Below are 21,192 nucleotides of genomic sequence, written 5' to 3' on the forward strand. Positions count from 1 at the left end.
TCACCCACAAGAGCCAGGCAAAAGTCCCTTCAGGGATTTAGGGTATTTTGCGATATGCCCGACTTGTGAATTTCGTCTGTTAATAATGCGTCGCTGCTTTTTACGCCTCGGCGGGTTCCAGTGCACCTTCGGTAACCACACTTCTTGTTTTGTCAAAATTGATCAAGGCCACCACGGCTGCGATGCAGGCGATGGCGACGCCGATATACATGAATGCCTGCGAGTAGGTGATTTCGCTGGATTTGAATAAAAACCCTGCTAAAACAGCTCCTACATTGCCGCCCGCACCCACAATCCCGCTCACAGAACCAATCGCTTTTTGATTGATAAAAGGCACAATTGCGTAAGTAACACCATTGGCCATTTTCAAAAACATCGCGAAACACAACATCGTAACCACCGCGGCAACAATGCTTCCGCTTTGGGCAAACAATGCAATGCCGATTCCCTCACAAGCGAGCAAAAGTGCCAGCAACTTTCCTTTGCCGATCATGCCGTATTTATTACCGACTTTATCAGCCACAATGCCGCCAACAGCTCTTGCGAAAATATTCATGAACCCAAATGCTCCGGCCAGGATTCCGGCAGTGGCGAGGGACGTTTCGAAGTTTTCGAAAAAGTAAAGTGCGGCAACGTTATCAAAGGTGATTTCTATTCCAAAACACGCTCCATAGGCAAGGAAAAGGCCCCAGGTTCTTGGATCTTTCATCGCTATGGCCAATGTGCCCTTTGCCTTTACGGCTTTTGGGTTGGCAATTTCAAGATCTTCAAAATTTCCCGCCGGTGTATCTTTGGTAAAGCGGTAATAGACAAAAGCAAAAACGAACAAGAACACGCCTGGAATCACCATCGCGATTCTCCAGGCCGATTCGGGCAAATAACCCATTCCTACAAATCCTGCGAAAACCAATGGCATAACCATGTTCGTGATGCCGCCGCCCAGGTTTCCCCAGCCGCCTGCCACCGCATTGGCCGTGCCCACGATTTTTTTATCGAACATGACCGAAGTGTGATATTGTGTGATTACAAATGATGCACCGATCACGCCTATGGCAAGACGGAACAGCAGGAAGCCTTCATAGGAATGCACAAGTCCGACTGTCATTACGGGAATAGAACAAATGCCCATCAATGCTGCATAGGTTTTGCGCGGCCCCCAGGTATCGCATAATTTTCCGATGGCGATGCGCGCTACGACGGTTGCAGCGACGGATGCAATGATAATGTTACCAATCTGGCCTTTGGTCAAACCCAGATCTGTTTTCACAACGGTCATCAGCGGCGCCAGTCCGAACCAGCCGAAAAAGCAGAGGAAAAAGGCCATCCATGTCAAGTGGAATGTGCGCATTTGTACGCCTTTGAAACTGAAAATATTCAACTTTTCAAGCGGCTTGTTGGTCGTTTCCATAGTAATCAGGAGTTTTGATATGGTGTTTTTGAAATGCTTATTTCAGGAATTCAGGTTTGATATTGATCATCAGATAAGCCCAATTGGCCATTTTCTGGGGATCTTTGACAGCCTTCACCTGCGCCAGGCTGCTCGTTGGCAAGAATGTGCAGTAACCGCCCTGGAAACTGATGGTTTTGGTCAGATTATAAGTGGCAATGATATCGAGCTCTTCACCGAAATTGGCCGAAAGCTTCTCGTCTTTTGTGTTACGAATGGTGGCTGAACTCGAAAACTGATGCAGATCAATGGCTATGGACAGCCTTTCCGAAGCTTTAATTACGCTGTTGATATAAAAATCTGCCAGGCCGCCCTTTCCAAAACCATTGGCTGCATAAAAATAATCCATCTGGCCCCAAAACTTGTGTGGCGTGCCGTATAGCGGATCAAAAGTCCTGTTTTTGCTGGAACCATTGGCAGTTCCGGAAGTGTAGTCGAAGCCCGGTCCGATGGAGAATACCTGGCTCATTCCATACATTCCGCGAACCGAATACATATAGGCATTCATCGATTTGCCGTCCTTGTCTTTTCCAGTCTGATAGTAGGCGCTCGCCGTCAAATTCCAGGCTTTTCCTAATTTCGTTTGCAGATAAGGTCCGAAAGTTACCCGCTTGTTAGTGCCGTTTTTAACTGTTTTCACACCTGCGGTATCGATAGCAAATTTCTGAAAATCATCTTTCAGAACCAGGAAAGAAACATTTCCCTGTTTAAGTTTTTTACCCAAATAGGCAAACTGCATGGATTTGTACATTGTGCCGATGCCGTTTGTCCCGGCAGCATAACCATTTGGAACACCATCATACAAAGTGCCTGTCCGAAGCTCACGGTTTTGGTTATACGCAATTCCAATGTGGGCAGTAAAACCATTAGATCCATATTTCAACAATGCTGCATCGTGACGGCGCGCTTGTTGCAGCCAATCCAGATTTCCCAGCAGGCGGCTGTCATCGTAAAGCAATTCCTGCCGACCGATCTTTAATGCAAATTCTTTCCCCAGCTTGGTTTGGTTCGTGTCCAGCAAACTGATTTCGCCCCATGCTTCATGTAGCATTAATCCATTCAGTGCCGGATTGGTAATGCGGTTATTGGTAGAAGCATCTTGTCCCCAAACCCTGACATCCTGAACAGCAACGAAAAACTGTGTCCGGTAACCTTTGTAACCAGCGTTAAGCCGTGTTCGCTGGGAAGTGAAAAACGCTGGCTTATCCGATTTGGATAATGGCGAGCCTTGCCCGTGCAGCAATTCCGAGCGCGTCCGCAACTGGCCCGACAAGCTGAACTGCGCATGTGCATTGCGTGAGTAAAGCAGGCAAAAACCTGCTGTAACCAGCAAAAGGAGGTAAAGATTTGTTTTCATGTGATGATAGGTTAGTTGAGTAAGCCGGTATTTCAGGAAACCAATTGCATGCTTTGCAGATATTCCATCGCGTAGGAGGGATGCAAAGCCACCACTTCGCCCATGATCATAATGGCGGGCGTGCCTATGTTATGCTCTTTCACAAGGCGGGGGATCTCCCAAACCTGTCCCATCACGCTTTTTTCATCGGGGCGGGTGCCGTTCTGGATCACTGCCATGGGCAAGTGCCCGCGCCCGAAGTGTTTGTATAGTGCACATATCTCGTTCACTTTGCTTAATCCCATCAAAACAATCACCGTTGCTTTTGACTGAGCCGCCAGTCGAAGGTCCTCAGACAGTTCGCCATTTTGCGTGGTTCCGGTTATCACCCAGAAGCTTTCGCTCACGCCACGGCGCGTCACCGGAATTTCCATAGAAGCAGGAACCGCAATGCAGCTGGAAACCCCCGGCACCACTTCGCAGGCAACGCCATGTTCCCGAGCATATTCCATTTCCTCGTGACCGCGACCGAATACAAATGAGTCGCCGCCTTTCAAGCGCACCACATGGCCACGCTTACGGGCCAGGCGTACGATCAGTCCGTTGATCTCTTCCTGCGAGAAAGAAGGGTTACCCACTTTTTTCCCAACATACATTTTCAATGCGTGTGCCGGAGCAAAATCCAGGATCTCGACATTGGCCAATTCATCATAAAGAATCACATCCGCTTCCTTAATTGCCCTGATCCCTTTTAATGTGATCAATTCTCCGTTGCCAGGTCCGGCGCCCACGAGTGTCAGTTTTGCTTCCATCTCTTATATATAATAGAGTGAATATTGGAAATGTACTATATATAGTATTTTGTAACTATATGATTTATTGGTTCAAAATTAGGAGCAATATTTTACAAAACAATGCTTTTGCCAATATTTATGTTTAGTTTTAGCTATAATTGCAAATATAAAATTAGGAAATGGAATAAATGCGATTTAATTTTGACTGACAAGAAAGGAAGAAATATTGGCTTAATATTGAAATAATACAACAAAATAATAATGTTTTCACAAATTAATAGTTATTATTTACTATGAATACTATATCAAACACCCATATTGTTGTGATAGGCAATGGTATGGTAGGCTACAAATTCTGTGAAAAGTTGCTCGCCAAGAAAAAAAGTGATCAGCAAATCACCCTCACTTTATTCGGAGAAGAGCCACGCGTGGCATACGATCGGGTGCATTTAAGCGAATATTTCGCTGGGAAAACGGCGGATGACCTTACATTGGCAACTCCCGACTGGTATGCCGACAATGGGATCAGGCTGTTCCTTTCCGATCCCGTTGTGGACATTGACAGGGAAGAAAAGTTGGTGCGATCACATCATGGTCATATAGTATACTATGACTATCTGATCATGGCAACAGGCTCGGGTGCGTTTGTTCCTTCCATTCCCGGCGTGGAAAAGGATGGTGTGTTTGTATACAGGACTATTGAAGATCTTGAACTGATCCAGTCTTATGCCCGTAAAGCCAAAAAGGGCGCTGTGTTAGGTGGTGGTTTGCTAGGTCTGGAGGCAGCAAAAGCATTATTGGATCTTGGTTTGCAGGAAGCACACGTGGTGGAATTTGCTTCCAGATTAATGCCCCGGCAGATTGACGAAGCCGGTTCGCGGATCTTGCAAAATCAGTTGGAGTCATTGGGGCTACAAATACACCTTGCTAAGAGCACGCAGGAAATTGTAGGTGGGGATTGCATCGAAGGCATGCAATTCAATGATAACAGCCTGTTGGACGTGGATATGCTGGTTATTTCTGCGGGAATTCGCCCGCGTGACGAGCTTGCCAAAATTGCCGGGCTCGAAACGCACCCGCGCGGCGGCATAGTGGTTAATAACCAGCTTCAAACTTCGGATCCCAGCATCTTCGCAATCGGTGAATGTGCATTGGCCCATCATATGATATACGGGCTTATTGCGCCGGGCTATGAAATGGCCGAAGTGGTTGCAACATTGTTATTGGGCGGTGAAAAAGAGTTTATGCCTTTTGATATGTCCACGAAATTGAAGCTCATCGGAACGGATGTAGCCAGTTTCGGTGATCCTTTTATCGAAGAGCCTGCTTGCAAAACCATTCGTTACGAGAACAAAGCCAAAGGTGTTTATAAAAGAATCAATGTAAGCCAGGACGGTAAAACGCTGCTGGGGGGAATCCTCGTTGGCGACGCCGAACAATATAATATGCTTTTGCAAACCTGTAAAAGCAAAACCATCCTGCCGCCCGATTCTGAGGATCTGATATTGGGTTCTCGTGGGGGCGAAGAAGCAGGTGCTGGCGTAATGGGCTTCCCGGACGACGCGCTGATCTGCTCTTGCGAGGCGGTTACCAAAGGCATGATCTGTCACGAAGTGAGTGAAAAAGGCAATCATACCATGGACGCTTTGAAAAAATCCTGCAAAGCCGGAACCGGCTGTGGCGGCTGCGTGCCGATGGTGAAGGATATCATTTCGGGCGTTATGAAGCAAAATGGCATTTACGTCCGCAATGTGGTGTGTGAGCATTTTGACTATTCGAGACAGGAATTGTTGGATCTCGTCAAAATGAATGGTGCCAAAACTTACGGCGCTGTGCTGAATGAATTCGGAAAAGGCGATGGGTGTGAGGTATGCAAGCCGCTTGTGGCATCGTTGCTGGCGAGTCTGTGGAATGAAAATATTCTGCAGAAGGACCGCGCAATGATCCAGGATTCCAATGACCGTTACCTGGCCAACATTCAAAAAGGAGGAACGTATTCTGTAGTGCCACGGATTCCGGGTGGAGAGATCACGCCTGAAAAGCTGATTATCATCGGCCAGGTTGCCCAGCAATATAATCTGTATACCAAAATTACAGGCGGCCAGAGGATTGACTTGTTCGGTGCGCATTTGAATGATCTCCCGGATATCTGGGAGCAGCTGATTGACGCCGGGTTTGAAAGCGGCCATGCATACGGAAAGTCATTAAGAACGGTGAAAAGCTGCGTGGGATCAACCTGGTGCCGGTTTGGAGTGCAGGACTCGGTAACATTCGCCATCGAAGTGGAAGATCGTTACAAAGGCTTGCGGTCGCCGCATAAGCTGAAATCGGCGGTCTCTGGTTGTGTGAGAGAATGTGCGGAGGCGCAAAGCAAGGATTTTGGCATAATAGCAACCGAAAAAGGCTGGAATTTATACGTCTGCGGCAACGGAGGCTCCAAACCACAGCACGCACAATTACTCGCGACGGATGTAGATAAAGAAACTTGTTTGAAGCTGATTGATAGATTCTTAATGTTTTATATCAAAACCGCTGACCCGCTTACCCGTACGGCAACGTGGCTGAACAAAATGGAGGGCGGCATGTCTTACCTGAAAGCCGTTGTGGTGGATGACGTGCTGGGCATTGCGGAGGAACTGGAATATGATATGCAGAAGCTGATCGACGTGTACCAGTGTGAATGGAAAGAAGTGGTGCAAAATCCCGAGCTGAGAAAACGCTTCTCGCACTTTGTGAATGCGCCGGTGAAGGACCCTTCTATCGCTTTTGAAACTATGAGAGATCAAAAAAGAGCCAAAGAGTGGGCTTAAATTATTGTAAAGCACAACGCTAACATACAACCCAGATGGAAACACAAACACAAAATGCTGTAACCTGGCATATCGCTTGCCATGTCAATGACATCCCCGAAGATGGCGGCGGCTGCGCGCTGATCGATGGGAAACAGATCGCAATCTTCAACTTCGCTAGGAGAGGAGAATGGTATGCAACCGACAACCAATGTCCGCACCGCCAGCAGATGGCCGTGTCGCGCGGAATGATCGGGAGCCATGAAGGTGAACCGAAAGTGGCTTGTCCTTTTCATAAAAAAACGTTTTCATTGCAAAGCGGGCAATGCCTCAATGATGATTCCTATAAAATCAATACCTTTCCGGTGATGGTTAAAGAAAACCTCGTTTACATCGGAATATGAGCGAATGGAGAGACTCGATAAGAGCGTAGCAAGCAGTCTGACACGGTTTTATATTGTCGCATTGTGCGTAGTAGCGATGCTGACAATCAGTGGTTTGTTCCTGATCAGGAGAACGATCAACAACCTCAACCACGATAGCCGGATGGTGAATGTTGCCGGAAGGCAGCGAATGCTGAGCCAGCGACTGACCAAACTTGCGATCCTGAATGTCGGGCAGATGAAGCATAGCGACTCCACGCAGTTCAACGCGCTTGTGAAGATCTGGAAGGAAAGTCACGAAAATCTGGCCAATAAAAAGCTGCCTGTTGAAAACGGTTTGGTAACCTGGAAAAGTGCCGCGTTGGATTCGATGTTTCTGGATCTGATGCCGGTTTTTGACAGCATTTATCTCAATTTTTTGCTGGTTAATGATTCCACCATTGCCGTGCCGCAAAAACAGCAGGCTTTAAGCCAGATTCTCGAAAAGGAGCCATTGTTTCTTGCGAAAATGGACAAGATCGTTTTCCAGTTTGATAAAGAGAGTTTTCAAAGACTGGAAAACCTGGAAAGGATCGAATGGATCCTGGACATAATGACCATTCTGGTCCTTTTTGCGGAAGGCATATTGATTTTTCGGCCCGTCGTAAACACAACCCGGCGCGTGGTCAAAATGCTGACCGAATCCGAGAATGCGCTGCAGCTTTCTAACCAAAAACTGAAAGAAGCGAATAACCAGCTCCTCGAAGCGCAGAATGAGCTGCTTCGGGTGGAAGAGGAAAAATACGAATTACAATTGGCCGAAGACCGCATTCGCGCCAGTGCATTGATTGAAGGACAGGAAGAAGAACGAAAACGCTTTGCGCTGGAATTGCATGATGGCATCGGGCAAATGCTGACCGGCCTGAAACTGCATGCAGAGAAGCTGAAATCTGTCCAGTTTCATGATGAGAAAAATCAGAAAAGATTCGAGCAACTGGTCACATTGATCCAGGATATTATTCAAACCACGCGGCAGATCTCTTTCAATTTAATGCCGTCGGTACTCAGCGATTTCGGGCTTAATGCTGCCTTGCGGCTGCTATGCGAGCAAACAGCCGAGTTATCGGGAATCAAAATAGAGTTTGACGGCGATGTAAACAAGCGCATTGAAATGAACCGCCCCATGGAAATAGGGCTGTATCGCATCGCCCAGGAAGCCCTGAATAATGCGGTCAAGCATGCCAATGCGGATAAGATCAAGATTAAATTGGAACAAAATAAGAATCGGATCATTTTGGAAATCACGGATGACGGAAAAGGATTTTTAATTAGTAATTTGAAATCAGAAGACGGACTATTCCTGACCAGAAACGGCATGGAAAACATCCGTACAAGGACACAGCTGCTGAACGGCGAGATGGAGATCGTCTCAAAAGTAGACAGCGGAACGAACCTGATCGTCCGGGTCGATTTGTAATTGCTAATCCAAAAAACATTCATTCATGCCCATCCGAATTTTAGTCGTTGATGACCACTCAGTTGTAAGACAAGGGATTATCACCCTTTTGGAAGATGAGGAAGACCTGCTGATTGCAGGTGAGGCGTCGGATGGCGATGAGGTTTGGGATATGATTGAAACTGCGGCCCCTGATGTGGTTTTGCTGGATCTTACCATGCCGAGAATGCCTGGGATAGATGTGATCAAACAAATTGTCCCTGCCTTTCCGAATGTTAAGATTTTGGTTTTCAGTATGCATAATAATGCCGATTACATGATTTCTGCGGCCATGAGCGGCGCTTCCGGTTACTTGCAAAAAGATACGAGTCGCGACGAAATGCTGAAAGCCATCCGAAGCATTGCCAGGGGCGAGCTCTATTTTCCTCCCTATGCTTCTTCGGTGATTATCAAAAACTTATTGAAACAAATCGCCCGAAATCCTGAGCCAAAAGTTGAGCTGGAAGAAGGCAACGACAAGTCGATCTGGAAGATGATCACGCCGCGCGAACAGCAGATTTTGAAATGCCTTACGGAAGGAATGAGCAGCAAGGACATTGCCGAAAAATTTGACATCAGTTCCAACACGGTCGCTAACCAGCGGGCCAGCATTATGAAAAAGGCCAATGTGAAAAATACAGCCGAACTGATCAGTATTGCTTTGCGCGGAAATTAATCACATTATTTACCCATCCAAATTTTGAAAGCCTGCACTTTTTCGCGGCTTACAATGCTTTCCTTATTGAGGTTGGGCTGCAAGCGCAAGGCCAGGCGGTGACCGAAATAATCGCTGATCTGATTTACCGATTTTACCGAAATAATAAAGGAACGGCTGATCCTGAAAAACGACGCGGGATCAAGCAGTTCTTCCAGCTCGTCCATATTATAATCCACGATGAACTGCTTATCGTCGTGTGTCTTAAAAAAGCTGATCCTTTCTTCACTGAAAAAGTAAGATATGGCGTCTACTTCCACAGAAACGAGTTTTTGAACATGTTTTACCAAAAACCTTTTGCGGTAATCTTTCGGCTGAAACTGATTTTGGAGTTCGAGCACCAGCTTTTCGATATTTGTGGCTTGCGTTTCTGTCGCCTGCGAAAAGGTTTCCTTAAATGCGCTGTATTTATCCAATGCCGTTTTCAGGTCCTCTTTTTGAACCGGTTTGAGCAGATAGTCAATGCTGTTAACCTTGAAAGCCCGCAAGGCATATTCGTCATAGGAAGTGATAAATATGACGGGACTTTTGACCCGGAGCTGATCGAAAATCTCGAAGCTCTGACCATCCGCCAGCTCGATGTCCATCAAAATTAAGTCCGGGGATGGGTTGGTTGCCAGCCAGTTAACAGTTCCATGAATGCTGCCGGTAATGCCGATTACCCGTGCATTATGATCCAATTTTGCCAATGTGGCTTTCAACTTGTCTACGGCCAGGTCTTCGTCTTCGACTATTAAAATTTTCATCTCTGAATACAGGGTTAATGCCTTGAACCGGGGTTATTTATAATTGTGAATGAGTGGAATGATAACCGTAAATGCATTGTCGTTATCACGAATGACTATATCGGGCTGGTTTAGCAGTCGATATTTCGTAGAAATGTTAGCCAGTCCAACTTTATTAGACTGCACCACCAACCGTTTCTTATGCAGCGTGTTACTGACGATCAAATTGTCGTTTTCATCGGTTTGCATAACAATTACAAGCGGCTCTTCTTTCAGGATTACATTGTGTTTCACTGCATTCTCCAAAAGCATTTGCAGCGTGAGCGGCGGCAGGAGATATTCTTCATACATTTTTTCAATGTTCACGTCCAGCACAATTCCTTCTGCGTATCGTGTTTTGAGCAAATGAAAATAGGAACTGATGAATTTAATTTCGGCCGAAAGCGTGGTCAATTCCTGCTCGTTGGTGCGGAGCAGATAGCGGTAAACTTTACTGAGCTCATCCAGAAATTCTTCCGCCTTGTCAGGATCTTTGTGAATCAGCGCAGAAAGGGAATTTAAACTATTGAACAAAAAGTGCGGATTAACCTGGCTTTTGAGGCCATCCAGCTGACTCTGGAGATTCGCTTTTTTAAGCTTCTCCGCTTCCAATTTTAGATTTTCGGCTTCCAGCAATGTGTCCCGCCAGCGCTCAAAAATGTAAAGTCCTTCGTAAAAGCTCGTGGCCACAATATTGATCAGCAAGCCGGAAAGCATGGCAGAGATGAAGTTTCCTAGATCGAACTTGTAACCTAGAAAACCGGTGCGATAGAATCCGTAAAACAGAGCGCAGGCAATGATGCCGGTAAGCGGAATGTAAATGGAAACCGACAGCAGCAGCCGGTAAGTGGTTTGCTGTACGTCTTGCAAAATCACCCGCATATAATGTCCCGCCAGAATGTGCAACCGCCACGATATCACCCACACCACGCACACGACCGCGGTTGCGTAAAGAAACACCTCCGTCTCGCGAATGTAGCGGCGGCCAAAAAGCAGGTATGCCAGTGTGATAAAATACGGCAGGCAGACGAACAAGACCCAGACGTCCTTCTTGCTGATCGGGCTTTTCAGTATGGATTCAAATTTTGACATATCCTGATTTTTATTCGGTTCACAAGCAATGCGGCCGTCGGGTTTACTGCAAAAATTGACTGAGCGGCATTTGAAAGCAATTGCCAGTGCACTGGGCTGTGGATAATAGCGACTGGATTGGGGAAATGAATTTTGAATTTTGAATGAGTGAATGAGTGAATGAGTGAATAAAAAACATTCAGTCATTCACTCATTCACTCATTACATTTTCCCCAATTCGGAATCTCAAATCCCCAATTCAGTACATATCTGATTACGGCGAGCTGATGAAAAGCGGAGTTTTGTCGAAAATCACAAAAACAAATCAAAATTTATCAGTCATGAAAACGATTATTTTATCTGCAATCGCCGCTGTTACAATGCTTTGGGGAGGCTGCAAAACCGACGAAATCGGCAAGAAACAACTTTATGTTTTGAATGAAGAAACATCTGTTGCGGAATGGAAGGGCGCTATGCCGGACAATGCAAATACAGGATCGTTTGCTGTAAAAAGCAAAGATCTGGAAGTCGAAAACGGCAAGGTCACGGGCGGATCATTTATCATCCCGATTGCGTCAATCAAAAACTTCAATCTGCCGGATGCGGTGAAGCCGCAGTTGCTGGAACATCTGAAAAGCGCGGATTTCTTCAACATGGCAATTCATCCTGAGGCTTCCTTCAAAATTACCAAAGTTGAGCCCTATACGGGTAAAGACACTGCCGCAATCGCAGGTGCAAACTTTTTGGTTACAGGTAATTTTACAATGATAGGCAAAACGCATCCGGTAACTTTCCCTGCCAAGATCGACGTAAATGGCAAAACCCTGAAAACAGAAGCCAAATTCAGTATCGACCGCACGAAATGGGGCATGAACTATGCCACAGACCCGAAAGCAGAAGGACACTACATTTACAATGATGTAGCGATCCATTTGAAACTGGACGGCACGATGCAGGGGAGTGGAAAGAATTAGTCTTGAACGGGTCGCCCCGCGACCCGTTCAAAATTCTCTCATCCTGCTTCCATACTCCCTCGGTGTAGTCTGCATGATCTTTTTGAATTGTTTATTGAAATTGGAAAGATTGTTGAACCCACTTTCGTAAGCCACTTGTCCAATGTCAAACTGACCTTCGCCCAATAACCTGCAAGCGTATCCTATACGCACTTCCGTCAGATATTGCACGTAAGTTTTTCTTGTCCTGGTTTTGAAATACCGGCAGAATGCGGAGACGGACAAGTTGGTTAGCGACGCAATGTCTACAAGATCAACGGGTTTCCTGAAATTCATAATCGTGTACTCGTAAACGCGGTTGATTTTTTGTGAGTTTTTCAAATGCGCGTCGCTCACATAACCCGTCCCATTGAGATATTCATATTCCTCCGATCTGGCCAGCAGATCCAGAATCCCCAGCAGGCCGATCAGTCGCTGCGTTTTATCCGAACGGATCATTGCGGTGAGCTTTTCATGTACATCTGCACTGGTGTTGCCAGTGAATTTAATTCCTCTTGCGGCCCGGTCATTCAGTTCCTTTACGTGCAGGAATTCTGGTGTTTCAAAAAACCCCTTTCCTAAAAAATCTGCATTGAACTGCACAACAATGGATTCTGGCGTTTCTCCGGGATTACTTTTGTAAAAAATCCTGTCACGCTGGCGAGTATGCGGTAAATTGGTCCCGAGGAAAAGAATTTCGCCTTCCTCCATGCTTCTGATATCATTTCCAACGAAATTAGTCCCTTTGCCCCTGATGCACAGTATTAATTCCAGCTCAGGATGATAGTGCCACGGATTGTCCCACGGGATTGGATCGCCCTTCAAAATGAAAGAAGAATCAACCGGTGTGATAACTTTTAATAAATGTGGCTTTTTGGGGTTCATAACATGCTATTTTCCCTTTTCTTGAAAAATATATTTCCTGTTTTGCGAATATAGCATCAATAGTGGGCAAAATGACAACAACCATCACTCTTTCCTTGCTTTACATTTGTATCATTATAAAAATAAAATGTTTGATATAACCATGAGTTATCGCAACCTCTGTTACGCACTTTTGTTGTTATTCGCCGGTTTTGGCGTCATGGCGCAATCGTATACGGTGAGTCCCAACAAACGTTATCTGTTAAAAGACGGAAAACCTTTTTTTTGGCTGGGTGACACGGCGTGGGAATTATTTCACCGCCTCGATCGCGAAGACGCTACGTATTTTTTGCAGAAACGTGCAGCACAAGGTTTTACGGTTATTCAGGCCGTTGCCCTGGCCGAGTTTGACGGTCTCAATGTTCCGAACACTTATGGAGACAAGCCATTGATCGATAACGATCCGACGAAACCCAATGAAGCCTATTTCAAACATGTGGATTTTATTATTGACAAAGCCGCGGAACTTGGGCTGACCATCGCCTTCCTGCCAACCTGGGGCGATAAGGTCTTCAAATCGACTTGGGGGAAGGGTCCGGAAGTGTTCAATAAAAGCAATGCTGAGACTTATGGAAAATGGCTTGGTATACGCTATAAAAACCGTAAAAACATTATCTGGGTGCTTGGCGGCGACCGCACACCGAGAAAGGACGTAGATGATGTAGGCGTCTGGCGGGCTATGGCAGCAGGCGTGGTTGCAGGTGTGGGCGGCAATGATAATGCTATGATGACCTTTCATCCGCAGCCAAACAAAGAAGGTTCGGGTGAATGGTTTCATGATGACAATTGGTTGGATTTCAACATGTTCCAGAATGGACATTGTCGTGATGCCGCAGTTTACGAAAATATAAAGAGAGCATATGACCGACAGCCGACCAAACCGGTGCTGGACGGTGAGCCGATTTATGAAGATCATCCGGTTTGTTTTAATGCCAACGAACTGGGCACTTCCAATGCTTATGATGTAAGAAAAGCGGCTTACCTGGATCTTTTTTCCGGTGCTTTCGGGCACACTTACGGCTGCCATGATATTTGGCAAATGTACTCGCCGAACCGCGAGGCGGTGAATGGTCCGCATGTTTTCTGGCAGCAAGCAATGGATCTGCCCGGCGCAAAAGAAATGAAGTTTGTCCGTAAGCTGATCGAATCACGGCCGATCTTAGACCGTGTTCCTGATCAGTCAGTTATTGTTGAAAATGATCTGGGATCGCACGAAAGAATTCAGGCCACGCGGGGCACTGATTACATCTTTGTTTACACTTCGACAGGGAAGTCATTCTCGGTAAATCCGGGCAAAATTTCCGGCAGCCAGTTCAATGCATTTTGGTATGACCCCAAAAATGGTAAAACCAAAGAAATCGGAAAGGTGGATAGCAAAGCGGTTAAGCAATATACACCGCCGACTTCGGGTTACGGGCAGGATTGGATCCTTGTTTTGGATGACGTGTCCAAAAATTACAAAATGCCATAAGCATGGAGCTCGGGATCAGCAGCTTCACGTATGGATGGAATGTGGGCATGACAGGATCCATGGCCGAAAAGGCAATGAATGAAACCGATCTGGTGCACCAAACGCTAAATTTTGGATTGAAATGTTTGCAGATCGGTGACAATTTACCAATTCATACCTTTGACGAAGGTCGCAGGAGTCAATTCAAAGCACTCGTAAAACAGAACGGGATCCGGCTGGAAATAGGGGCCAAAAATTTGTCACCCGAAAATCTTGAACGATACATTAGCCTGTGCGTTTTCTTCGATGCGCCACTGCTTCGGTTTGTGATTGATGATGAACATTATCAGCCTGATGCGCACAATGTCATTGCGTTGATCAAGGACTTTTTGCCGGAGTTGATCGACAAGAACATTGTGCTCGGTATCGAAAATCACGATCGCTTTAAGGCTCAGCAACTTGCATATATCATGGATGCTATTGGTCACCGTCACGTCGGTATTTGCCTGGATTGTGTCAATTCGATCGGGGCAGGCGAGGGACTTGCTTACGTTGCTTCGATCTTGGCACCCTATACGGTCAATTTGCATATTAAGGATTTTAAAATCAGCAGGTTGCCTCATAAAATGGGCTTTACGGTAAATGGTGAAATTGCGGGAAAAGGCATGACAGATTTGCCCTGGCTCTTGCAAACGGTAAAGCGCGGCGGAAGTTGCCAAAGCGCAGTTCTGGAACAATGGGTTCCGCCCGAAGAGAACATTGAAGACTCCTGCCGCAAAGAGCGCGAATGGGCGGAACAGGGGATCGCGTATGTAAAATCCCTGATTCAATAGAGGTTATAAAATCACGATTTAAATTTATCAGCATGGCAAAGGTCGCATTAGTGGGTGCAGGGGGCAAAATGGGCTGCCGCTTGACCGACAATTTTCTTAAAATGCCTGAATATCAGGTTTCTTATTTGGAAATAAGCGAGCAGGGGAAATCAAATCTGGCCCAGCGGAATGTGACGATCAGTGAGCCGCATACTGCCATTCCTGACGCCGACGTCGTGATTCTGGCGCTTCCCGACCTCGCTTTGCGCACGCTGTCAGCCGAAATAGTCCCGCTCATGAAAACAGGCGCGACGGTGCTCACCCTTGATCCCGCAGCGCCTTTGGACGGTGCCATTTTTCACCGCGACGACCTGGGTTATGTAATCGCGCATCCCTGCCATCCCTCTGTTTTTAACTGGGAGCCTACGGAAGTAGCTTTTCGCGATTTTTATGGCGGAATTTCTGCCAAACAATCGATCGTTGTTGCCTTAATGCATGGCACGGAGGCACATTTCGATCTTGGCCGGGATGTTGCCCGGGACATGTATCAGCCCATCGATAAAGTCTACCGCATAACGTTGGAACAAATGGCCACGCTGGAACCAGCAATGGTGGAAACGCTGGCGCAAACATGCATGGAAGTGGTGAAGGAGGGTTTTGACAAAATCGTGTCGCTTGGCGTGCCCGAAGACGCGGCGCGTGATTTTGTGCTCGGACATTTGCGAATTCAGATAGCAGTGCTTTTTAAGGAAGTGAACGGCACATTTTCTGATGCAGCTTACAAAATTTCGAAACGCGCCAAACCTCTGATTTTCAAGGAAGGTTGGGAGAAGATTTTTGAGCTGGACGATATTAAGGAGCAGGTTAAGGCCATTACCAACAAATAATTCAGGATTTTAGGCAGCATCAGGCAATCATTCGCGGGTAAATCTTAAATCCAATGCAGCTGCAACTTCAAAATATTTCTAAATCATTTGGCCCGGTCCAGGCTTTGCATTCCGTCAGCTTTACGTTGGCTGAGGGTGAAGTGCATGCCATTTGTGGCGAAAATGGTGCGGGAAAAAGCACTTTGATGAATATTTTGTCGGGCAACTTGCAACCTGATAATGGCGACATTGTGCTAGACAACAGCCCTGTACAGATCAAAAATTTCGCACATGCGGCTAGTCTCGGACTTGCAATCGTTTATCAGCAATTGAGCTTATTTGAAAATCAGGACATTGCGGAAAATATATTTGTCAATCAATTTCCAACGCATAAATCAGGATTAATCAACTATAAGGCATTGTATGACGAAACCGAAAGACTGCTCCGAAAGCTGCATATGGAACACATTCTGAGTCCGAAAACAATGGTTTCGGCGCTTTCGCCCGGAGAAAAACAGATGGTTGAGATTGCAAAAGCATTATCCAGGAAACCATCCATTTTGATCCTTGACGAGCCTACGGCGTCCATTTCAGGCTATGATGCGCAAACGCTTTTCCACATCATCCGGAACCTGAAATCCCAGGGTACTTCGGTGATCTACATTTCCCATCGGATGGAAGAAATTTTTGAAATTGCAGACCGCGTGACGGTGTTGAAAGATGGGAAATATGCAGGGACAAAAATGACAGCAGAAATTAATAGAGATATGCTGATCAATATGATGGTTGGGCGGGAGATTAGTAAAATGAATCGAAAATATGCTGAAAATAAGGATGTTGTATTAGAAGTTGAAGAACTTTCAAACCAAAAGTTAAACAGTATATCATTTAAAATTCACCGTGGGGAAATTGTTGCGCTGGCAGGGCTGGTAGGAGCAGGGCGAACCGAAATCGGTAAGACGATCTTTGGGGCGATGCAGAAATCAAGCGGTCGGATTTTACTTAATAACAAGGAACTGAATATTAAAAACACAGCTGACGCAATTCGCCATAAGATCGCTTTTGTTCCCGAGGAGCGCAAAGCACTGGGCCTTTTCATGGATATGAATGTGGCTGAAAACATTGGTTCTGTGGGTTTGAGCGCAAGCAAGCCTGTATTTTTTGATCATTCCAAATCCATTGCAATTGCGGAAACTTACAAGCAAAAACTGCGGATCGTCGCGAATAACGTTTTGCAAAAAGTTGGCGACCTGAGCGGCGGTAACCAGCAAAAAGTGGTTTTATCGAAATGGCTCTCCACCGATCCTGATTTGCTGATCATTGACGAGCCCACGCATGGCATCGACATTGGTGCGAAATTCGAGATTTATGCGCTATTACAAAAGCTCGCGCTCGACGGAAAGGCGATCTTGCTCATATCCAGCGAACTACCCGAAGTTCTGGCCATTTCTGATCGTATATTGGTTATAAAAAATGGTGGGATCACCAAAGAGTTGAAAAGTAAGGACACGACCGAGGAGGAGATTTTGAAATGGGCCATGTGAACCAAATTATATGAAAAAACTGCTCTCTGACAGAATTTACTCGCTCGGGCTGACCATCGTAGTAGTCGCGCTTTTAGCCAGTCTCCTGTTTCCGGGAAAATTCCCGACCTTCCAAAACCTGAGTCAGATATTCCTGAATTTATCCATTGACACCATTGTCGCAGTGGGAATGATGCTTTTGCTCATTTCAGGAGCATTTGATTTGTCCGTAGGCTCTTTGGTCGCATTTTCGGGATGCCTGGCGGCTTACCTGATGTTTTTTATGAACGTTCCGGTGCCGCTGGCATTGCTGGTCAGCTTGCTGTTTTCGCTGATCATTGGTTTTGTAAATGGCTATTTAATTGCATATCAAGGCATTAATCCAATGGTCCAGACATTGGCAATGATGGGCATTGTGCGCGGACTCGCCTTGCTGGTCAGTGGGGCAGGCATTCAGGGCTTGCCGTATTGGTTCAATGCAATCTCTCAGTCCCGACTGCTTGGCATTCAAATGCCGATTTGGTATATGCTTCTGATTGTAGGCATTATGGCGTTTCTGACCAGGAATACGACCTTTTTGAAGCGCTATTATTTCATTGGGGGAAATGAAAAAGCAGCTGAACTTTCTGGAATCGATGTGAAACGCATGAAGCTCTTTTCGTTCATGCTGGTCTCACTGCTGGCGGGTTTTGCGGGTTTATTGCTCGCGTCGCGGCTGGGAGCGGCTTTACCGACCTCGGGGCGCGGTTTGGAGTTGCGTGTGATTACCGCCGTGATCTTAGGCGGCGCCAGCCTACAAGGCGGAACTGGAAAAATTCAAGGGGCATTATTAGGTGCATTGCTCATGGGAATCATTGGCAATGTTATGGTTATTGCCAGAATATCAGGCTATTGGCAGGAAATAATTTTGGGCATTATCCTTATTCTTGCGGTTTGGATTGACAAATTATTGCAACGACAAAGCACGAAGGCAGTCCTGAGAAAACCAACCATTCTGATCATCCTGATCTTTGGCATGTGGAGCTGCGAGCTGCCACCGCGGGAAAACGGGACAACGAAGCAGTCAACCGAAAGCAAAGCCGATCAAGCCATTGAAAATGAAGAATATGTAATGATTACAACGGCTGTTTCCATGCCCATGTATGTGAATCACGATCAGGCGGCATTCATCAAATGGGGTAAGGAGCGCAATGTGAAAGTCTCCATATTAGGGCCAGCCGATTGGGATGTTCCAGCGCAAATCAACACCATAGAGGAAGTAATCGGCACAAAACCAACAGGTTTGCTCATCAACGGCACCGACCCGGCCATTGCGCAGGCCATCAATAAAGCAGTAGAAGCTGGCATTCCGACTATTGTTTACGACTCGGATATTCCCGATTCAAAACGTCATGCTTTTTTGGGAACAAACTGGTACCACATCGGCCAGATGCAGGGCGAAGAAATGGTAAAACTGACAGGAGGAAAAGGGAAAATCGCCTATATGGGCATTTTAGGTCTGTCTAACATGGAAGACGGTTTCCGAGGGCTGCTGGACGTTCTGAAAAAGTATCCGGCAATGGAAATTGTAGGGAAGTTTGACGACAAGGCCAATGTCGAAGAGGCCGCCAAAATTACCGCCGACCTTATTTCCGCACATCCGGATCTGGCGGGAATCTGTGGATTTGATTCCAACTCCGGTCCCGGCATCGCACTTTCGGTGAAGGAAGCAGGGAAAGCAGGAAAAATAAAGATTACTACTGTCGATTGGGAGCCGGAACACCTTAACCTCGTGAACGAGGGTGTTATCCAGCTTCTGGCAGGGCAAAAAAGGGAGCTTTTCACCTGGTATGGAGCAGAGTTTCTTTACGATATGGTCCATAAAACCCACCGCCTCTCCACGAACGATTCCAAAGCCGGCATTACAAGTCTACCAACAACCGTAAACACCGGCCTCATCAAAATCACCAAAGAAAACGTCGGATTGTTTTTGAAAAAGTGAAGGTTGCCGATGTTGTAGGATTATCTAAACCCGGTTCGCGTCGCCCCAGTCGGACAGCACGCGCAATACGGGTTCCAGGCTTTTTCCCAGATCTGTGAGTTGATATTCGACCCTTGGAGGAACTTCGGGAAAAACCGTGCGGCTGATCACGCCGTCACTTTCCAGTTCGCGCAATTGCAGGATGAGGATGCGCTCGGAAACGGCTGGCATTGTTTTGCGGAGCTGACTATAACGCGTGCTTCCTTTGAGCAATTTATATAGTATGGAAGGTTTCCAACGGCCGCCGATCAGGTCCAATGTGTAGGCCATGCCGCAATTTCCATTGATGAGCAATTCATTTTCAAGGTTCGTGGAGCTGCTTTTTCGCATAACTTACATTTATGTTAGTACTATACAATTTTGTTAGTATAATCAAAAATAATAGTTGCCAGCTAGTTTTGCAAAAGTATTTAACAATTGAAACGCATGCAAAACTTAACAAACAAGGTCGCTTTTGTGACCGGCGGAAGCCGGGGCATCGGCGCAGGAATAGTAAGACGGCTGGCAGCTGATGGCGCGAAGGTCGCTTTTACCTATGTAAACGGAAAAGAAAAGGCTGACGCACTGATTGCTGAACTCGCCGGAAATGGCTTGGCGGCACTCGCTTTGCAAGCCGATAATGCCCGGGAAGGAGCTGTAACTGCCGCAATAGACCAAGCGATCGCACATTTCGGGCGGCTCGATATTCTGGTGAACAGCGCCGGGATTTATGTTGGCAAACCTTTTGAGGACCACACGCTCGCGGATTATGACGAGATCATGAACATTAATGTCAAATCTGTGTTTGAAGCATGTCTGGCGGCTTCCAGGAAAATGGAAAACAATGGCAGGATCATCACCATTGGCAGTAACATGGCCGAAAGATCGGCGTCTGTGCAATCCACGCTTTATTCCATGAGCAAGTCCGCACTGGTTGGCTTCACCAAGGGACTCTCACGGGATCTGGGAGCAAAAGACATTACGGTAAACCTTATTCAACCTGGTCCCGTAGACACGGATATGAATCCCTCGGACTCGGAGAGTAACGAATCGTCTGATTTTCAGCGCAGTATGATGGCCATTCCCCGTTATGGTAAACCCGAACATATCGCGGCAGCGGTGGCTTTTCTGGCAAGTCCGGACAATGGTTACACAACCGGCTCAGTTATTACTATCGACGGAGGGACGCTTGCGTAACGGATCTTTGCTCGTTTTTTAATATTTTAGCACACATTGAAAGCTAGAAATTGGAAAAAACGGAAGACCTGTACAAGTTAATCCTTCATCACGCTTCGCAGCGGATAAGTCTGACGGAAGAGGAGCAGCGCTATTTTTGCTCCTTATTGACCGTCCGGCACTTACTTCCCAGGCAGTATCTGGTGCAGCAGGGCGACATTTGCAATCACGAAAGTTACGTTTGCAAAGGCTTTTTGCGCTCCTTTTACATGGATGAAAAAGGCAACGACCATACTTTGCATTTTGCTTTTGAAGACTGGTGGATCACAGATTCTACCAGTTTTCTTATGCGCGTTCCGGCTACCCGCAACATTGTGGCCCTGGAACCTTCAACATTATTACAGATCGATAAAGCAAGCCTTGACCAGCTCTATCTCGATATTCCGGTTTTTGAAAGATATTGGCGGATTATGGATGAAAAATCGGGTATTGCACAGAACCAGCGTATTTTAAACTCCATTTCTATGAGTGGCGCAGAGCGTTATGAAGCACTAATTCAAAAATATCCCAACCTCGAACAAAGGATGCCGCAAAAATACATTGCTTCTTATCTGGGCATCACGCCGGTGTTCCTGAGCCAGATCAGGAAGAGCTTGTCGCGTCCCGATATTAAATAA

General features: G+C 46.4%; 19 protein-coding genes. 12 read left to right on the forward strand and 7 right to left on the reverse strand.

Annotated elements, in window-relative coordinates:
- Positions 1-100 precede the first annotated feature (100 nt).
- The 3 genes from B5X68_RS18925 to cobA are packed head-to-tail and all read right to left on the reverse strand — an operon-like array spanning position 101 to position 3,595.
- Entirely contained in the window at positions 101-1,408 is a 1,308-nt protein-coding gene (locus B5X68_RS18925; protein WP_082216334.1) for an MFS transporter, read from the reverse strand.
- Positions 1,409-1,445: 37 nt separating this feature from the next.
- Positions 1,446-2,804, reverse strand: coding sequence for an alginate export family protein (locus tag B5X68_RS18930; protein WP_082216335.1), 1,359 nt, complete (start codon positions 2,802-2,804; stop codon positions 1,446-1,448).
- Between the two features lie 32 nt (positions 2,805-2,836).
- Entirely contained in the window at positions 2,837-3,595 is a 759-nt protein-coding gene (gene cobA, locus B5X68_RS18935) for a uroporphyrinogen-III C-methyltransferase (protein ID WP_082216336.1), read from the reverse strand.
- A gap of 275 nt (positions 3,596-3,870) precedes the next feature.
- On the opposite strand from cobA, the gene nirB reads away from it, so the two are divergent.
- From nirB to B5X68_RS18955, 4 genes are read left to right on the forward strand one after another with little or no spacing between them, the layout of a single operon-like run.
- Positions 3,871-6,387: a nitrite reductase large subunit NirB gene (gene nirB, locus B5X68_RS18940; RefSeq protein WP_082216337.1), complete on the forward strand. Its 2,517-nt coding sequence runs from the start codon at positions 3,871-3,873 to the stop codon at positions 6,385-6,387.
- A gap of 35 nt (positions 6,388-6,422) precedes the next feature.
- Complete coding sequence (gene nirD, locus B5X68_RS18945; protein ID WP_082216338.1) at positions 6,423-6,770, forward strand: nitrite reductase small subunit NirD; 348 nt, start codon at positions 6,423-6,425, stop codon at positions 6,768-6,770.
- A gap of 4 nt (positions 6,771-6,774) precedes the next feature.
- Positions 6,775-8,205, forward strand: coding sequence for an ATP-binding protein (locus tag B5X68_RS18950; protein ID WP_082216339.1), 1,431 nt, complete (start codon positions 6,775-6,777; stop codon positions 8,203-8,205).
- Between the two features lie 25 nt (positions 8,206-8,230).
- On the forward strand, positions 8,231-8,899 hold the full coding sequence (locus B5X68_RS18955) for a response regulator (RefSeq protein WP_082216340.1): 669 nt from the start codon (positions 8,231-8,233) through the stop codon (positions 8,897-8,899).
- A gap of 5 nt (positions 8,900-8,904) precedes the next feature.
- Here the strand turns inward: B5X68_RS18955 and B5X68_RS18960 are convergent, their stop codons facing one another.
- Both B5X68_RS18960 and B5X68_RS18965 read right to left on the reverse strand, forming a co-directional pair.
- Positions 8,905-9,684, reverse strand: coding sequence for a LytR/AlgR family response regulator transcription factor (locus B5X68_RS18960; protein WP_082216341.1), 780 nt, complete (start codon positions 9,682-9,684; stop codon positions 8,905-8,907).
- 33 nt (positions 9,685-9,717) lie between these two features.
- Positions 9,718-10,794, reverse strand: coding sequence for a sensor histidine kinase (locus tag B5X68_RS18965; protein ID WP_170916685.1), 1,077 nt, complete (start codon positions 10,792-10,794; stop codon positions 9,718-9,720).
- A 320-nt stretch (positions 10,795-11,114) separates the two neighbouring features.
- Here B5X68_RS18965 and B5X68_RS18970 point away from each other — a divergent pair, with 320 nt between their 5' ends.
- A complete protein-coding gene (locus B5X68_RS18970) occupies positions 11,115-11,747 on the forward strand; it encodes a YceI family protein (RefSeq protein ID WP_082216549.1) in 633 nt (210 codons plus the stop codon).
- Positions 11,748-11,774: 27 nt separating this feature from the next.
- Here the strand turns inward: B5X68_RS18970 and B5X68_RS18975 are convergent, their stop codons facing one another.
- Positions 11,775-12,650, reverse strand: a complete 876-nt coding sequence (locus B5X68_RS18975) for an AraC family transcriptional regulator (RefSeq protein WP_082216343.1) — start codon at positions 12,648-12,650, stop codon at positions 11,775-11,777.
- 142 nt (positions 12,651-12,792) lie between these two features.
- On the opposite strand from B5X68_RS18975, the gene B5X68_RS18980 reads away from it, so the two are divergent.
- Genes B5X68_RS18980 through B5X68_RS29265 form a run of 5 tightly spaced genes read left to right on the forward strand, consistent with a single transcriptional unit; the run spans position 12,793 to position 19,321 of the window.
- Positions 12,793-14,160, forward strand: a complete 1,368-nt coding sequence (locus tag B5X68_RS18980; protein ID WP_082216550.1) for a glycoside hydrolase family 140 protein — start codon at positions 12,793-12,795, stop codon at positions 14,158-14,160.
- A gap of 2 nt (positions 14,161-14,162) precedes the next feature.
- Positions 14,163-14,972 (forward strand): sugar phosphate isomerase/epimerase family protein, encoded by an 810-nt coding sequence (locus tag B5X68_RS18985; RefSeq protein WP_082216344.1) that lies wholly within the window; start codon positions 14,163-14,165, stop codon positions 14,970-14,972.
- 32 nt (positions 14,973-15,004) lie between these two features.
- Positions 15,005-15,838 (forward strand): phosphogluconate dehydrogenase C-terminal domain-containing protein, encoded by an 834-nt coding sequence (locus B5X68_RS18990; protein WP_082216345.1) that lies wholly within the window; start codon positions 15,005-15,007, stop codon positions 15,836-15,838.
- A gap of 53 nt (positions 15,839-15,891) precedes the next feature.
- Positions 15,892-17,361: a sugar ABC transporter ATP-binding protein gene (locus B5X68_RS18995; protein ID WP_082216346.1), complete on the forward strand. Its 1,470-nt coding sequence runs from the start codon at positions 15,892-15,894 to the stop codon at positions 17,359-17,361.
- A gap of 10 nt (positions 17,362-17,371) precedes the next feature.
- A complete protein-coding gene (locus tag B5X68_RS29265; protein ID WP_082216347.1) occupies positions 17,372-19,321 on the forward strand; it encodes a substrate-binding domain-containing protein in 1,950 nt (649 codons plus the stop codon).
- Between the two features lie 24 nt (positions 19,322-19,345).
- On the opposite strand, the gene B5X68_RS19005 is transcribed toward B5X68_RS29265, so the two are convergent.
- Positions 19,346-19,690 carry a winged helix-turn-helix transcriptional regulator gene (locus B5X68_RS19005; RefSeq protein ID WP_082216348.1) on the reverse strand — a complete coding sequence of 115 codons (345 nt, stop codon included), beginning with the start codon at positions 19,688-19,690 and terminating at the stop codon, positions 19,346-19,348.
- A gap of 96 nt (positions 19,691-19,786) precedes the next feature.
- Here B5X68_RS19005 and B5X68_RS19010 point away from each other — a divergent pair, with 96 nt between their 5' ends.
- On the forward strand, positions 19,787-20,536 hold the full coding sequence (locus B5X68_RS19010; RefSeq protein WP_082216349.1) for an SDR family NAD(P)-dependent oxidoreductase: 750 nt from the start codon (positions 19,787-19,789) through the stop codon (positions 20,534-20,536).
- Between the two features lie 50 nt (positions 20,537-20,586).
- Positions 20,587-21,192, forward strand: coding sequence for a Crp/Fnr family transcriptional regulator (locus tag B5X68_RS19015; RefSeq protein WP_082216350.1), 606 nt, complete (start codon positions 20,587-20,589; stop codon positions 21,190-21,192).

The sequence above is a fragment of the Dyadobacter psychrophilus genome (assembly GCF_900167945.1).
Taxonomy (GTDB): domain Bacteria; phylum Bacteroidota; class Bacteroidia; order Cytophagales; family Spirosomataceae; genus Dyadobacter; species Dyadobacter psychrophilus.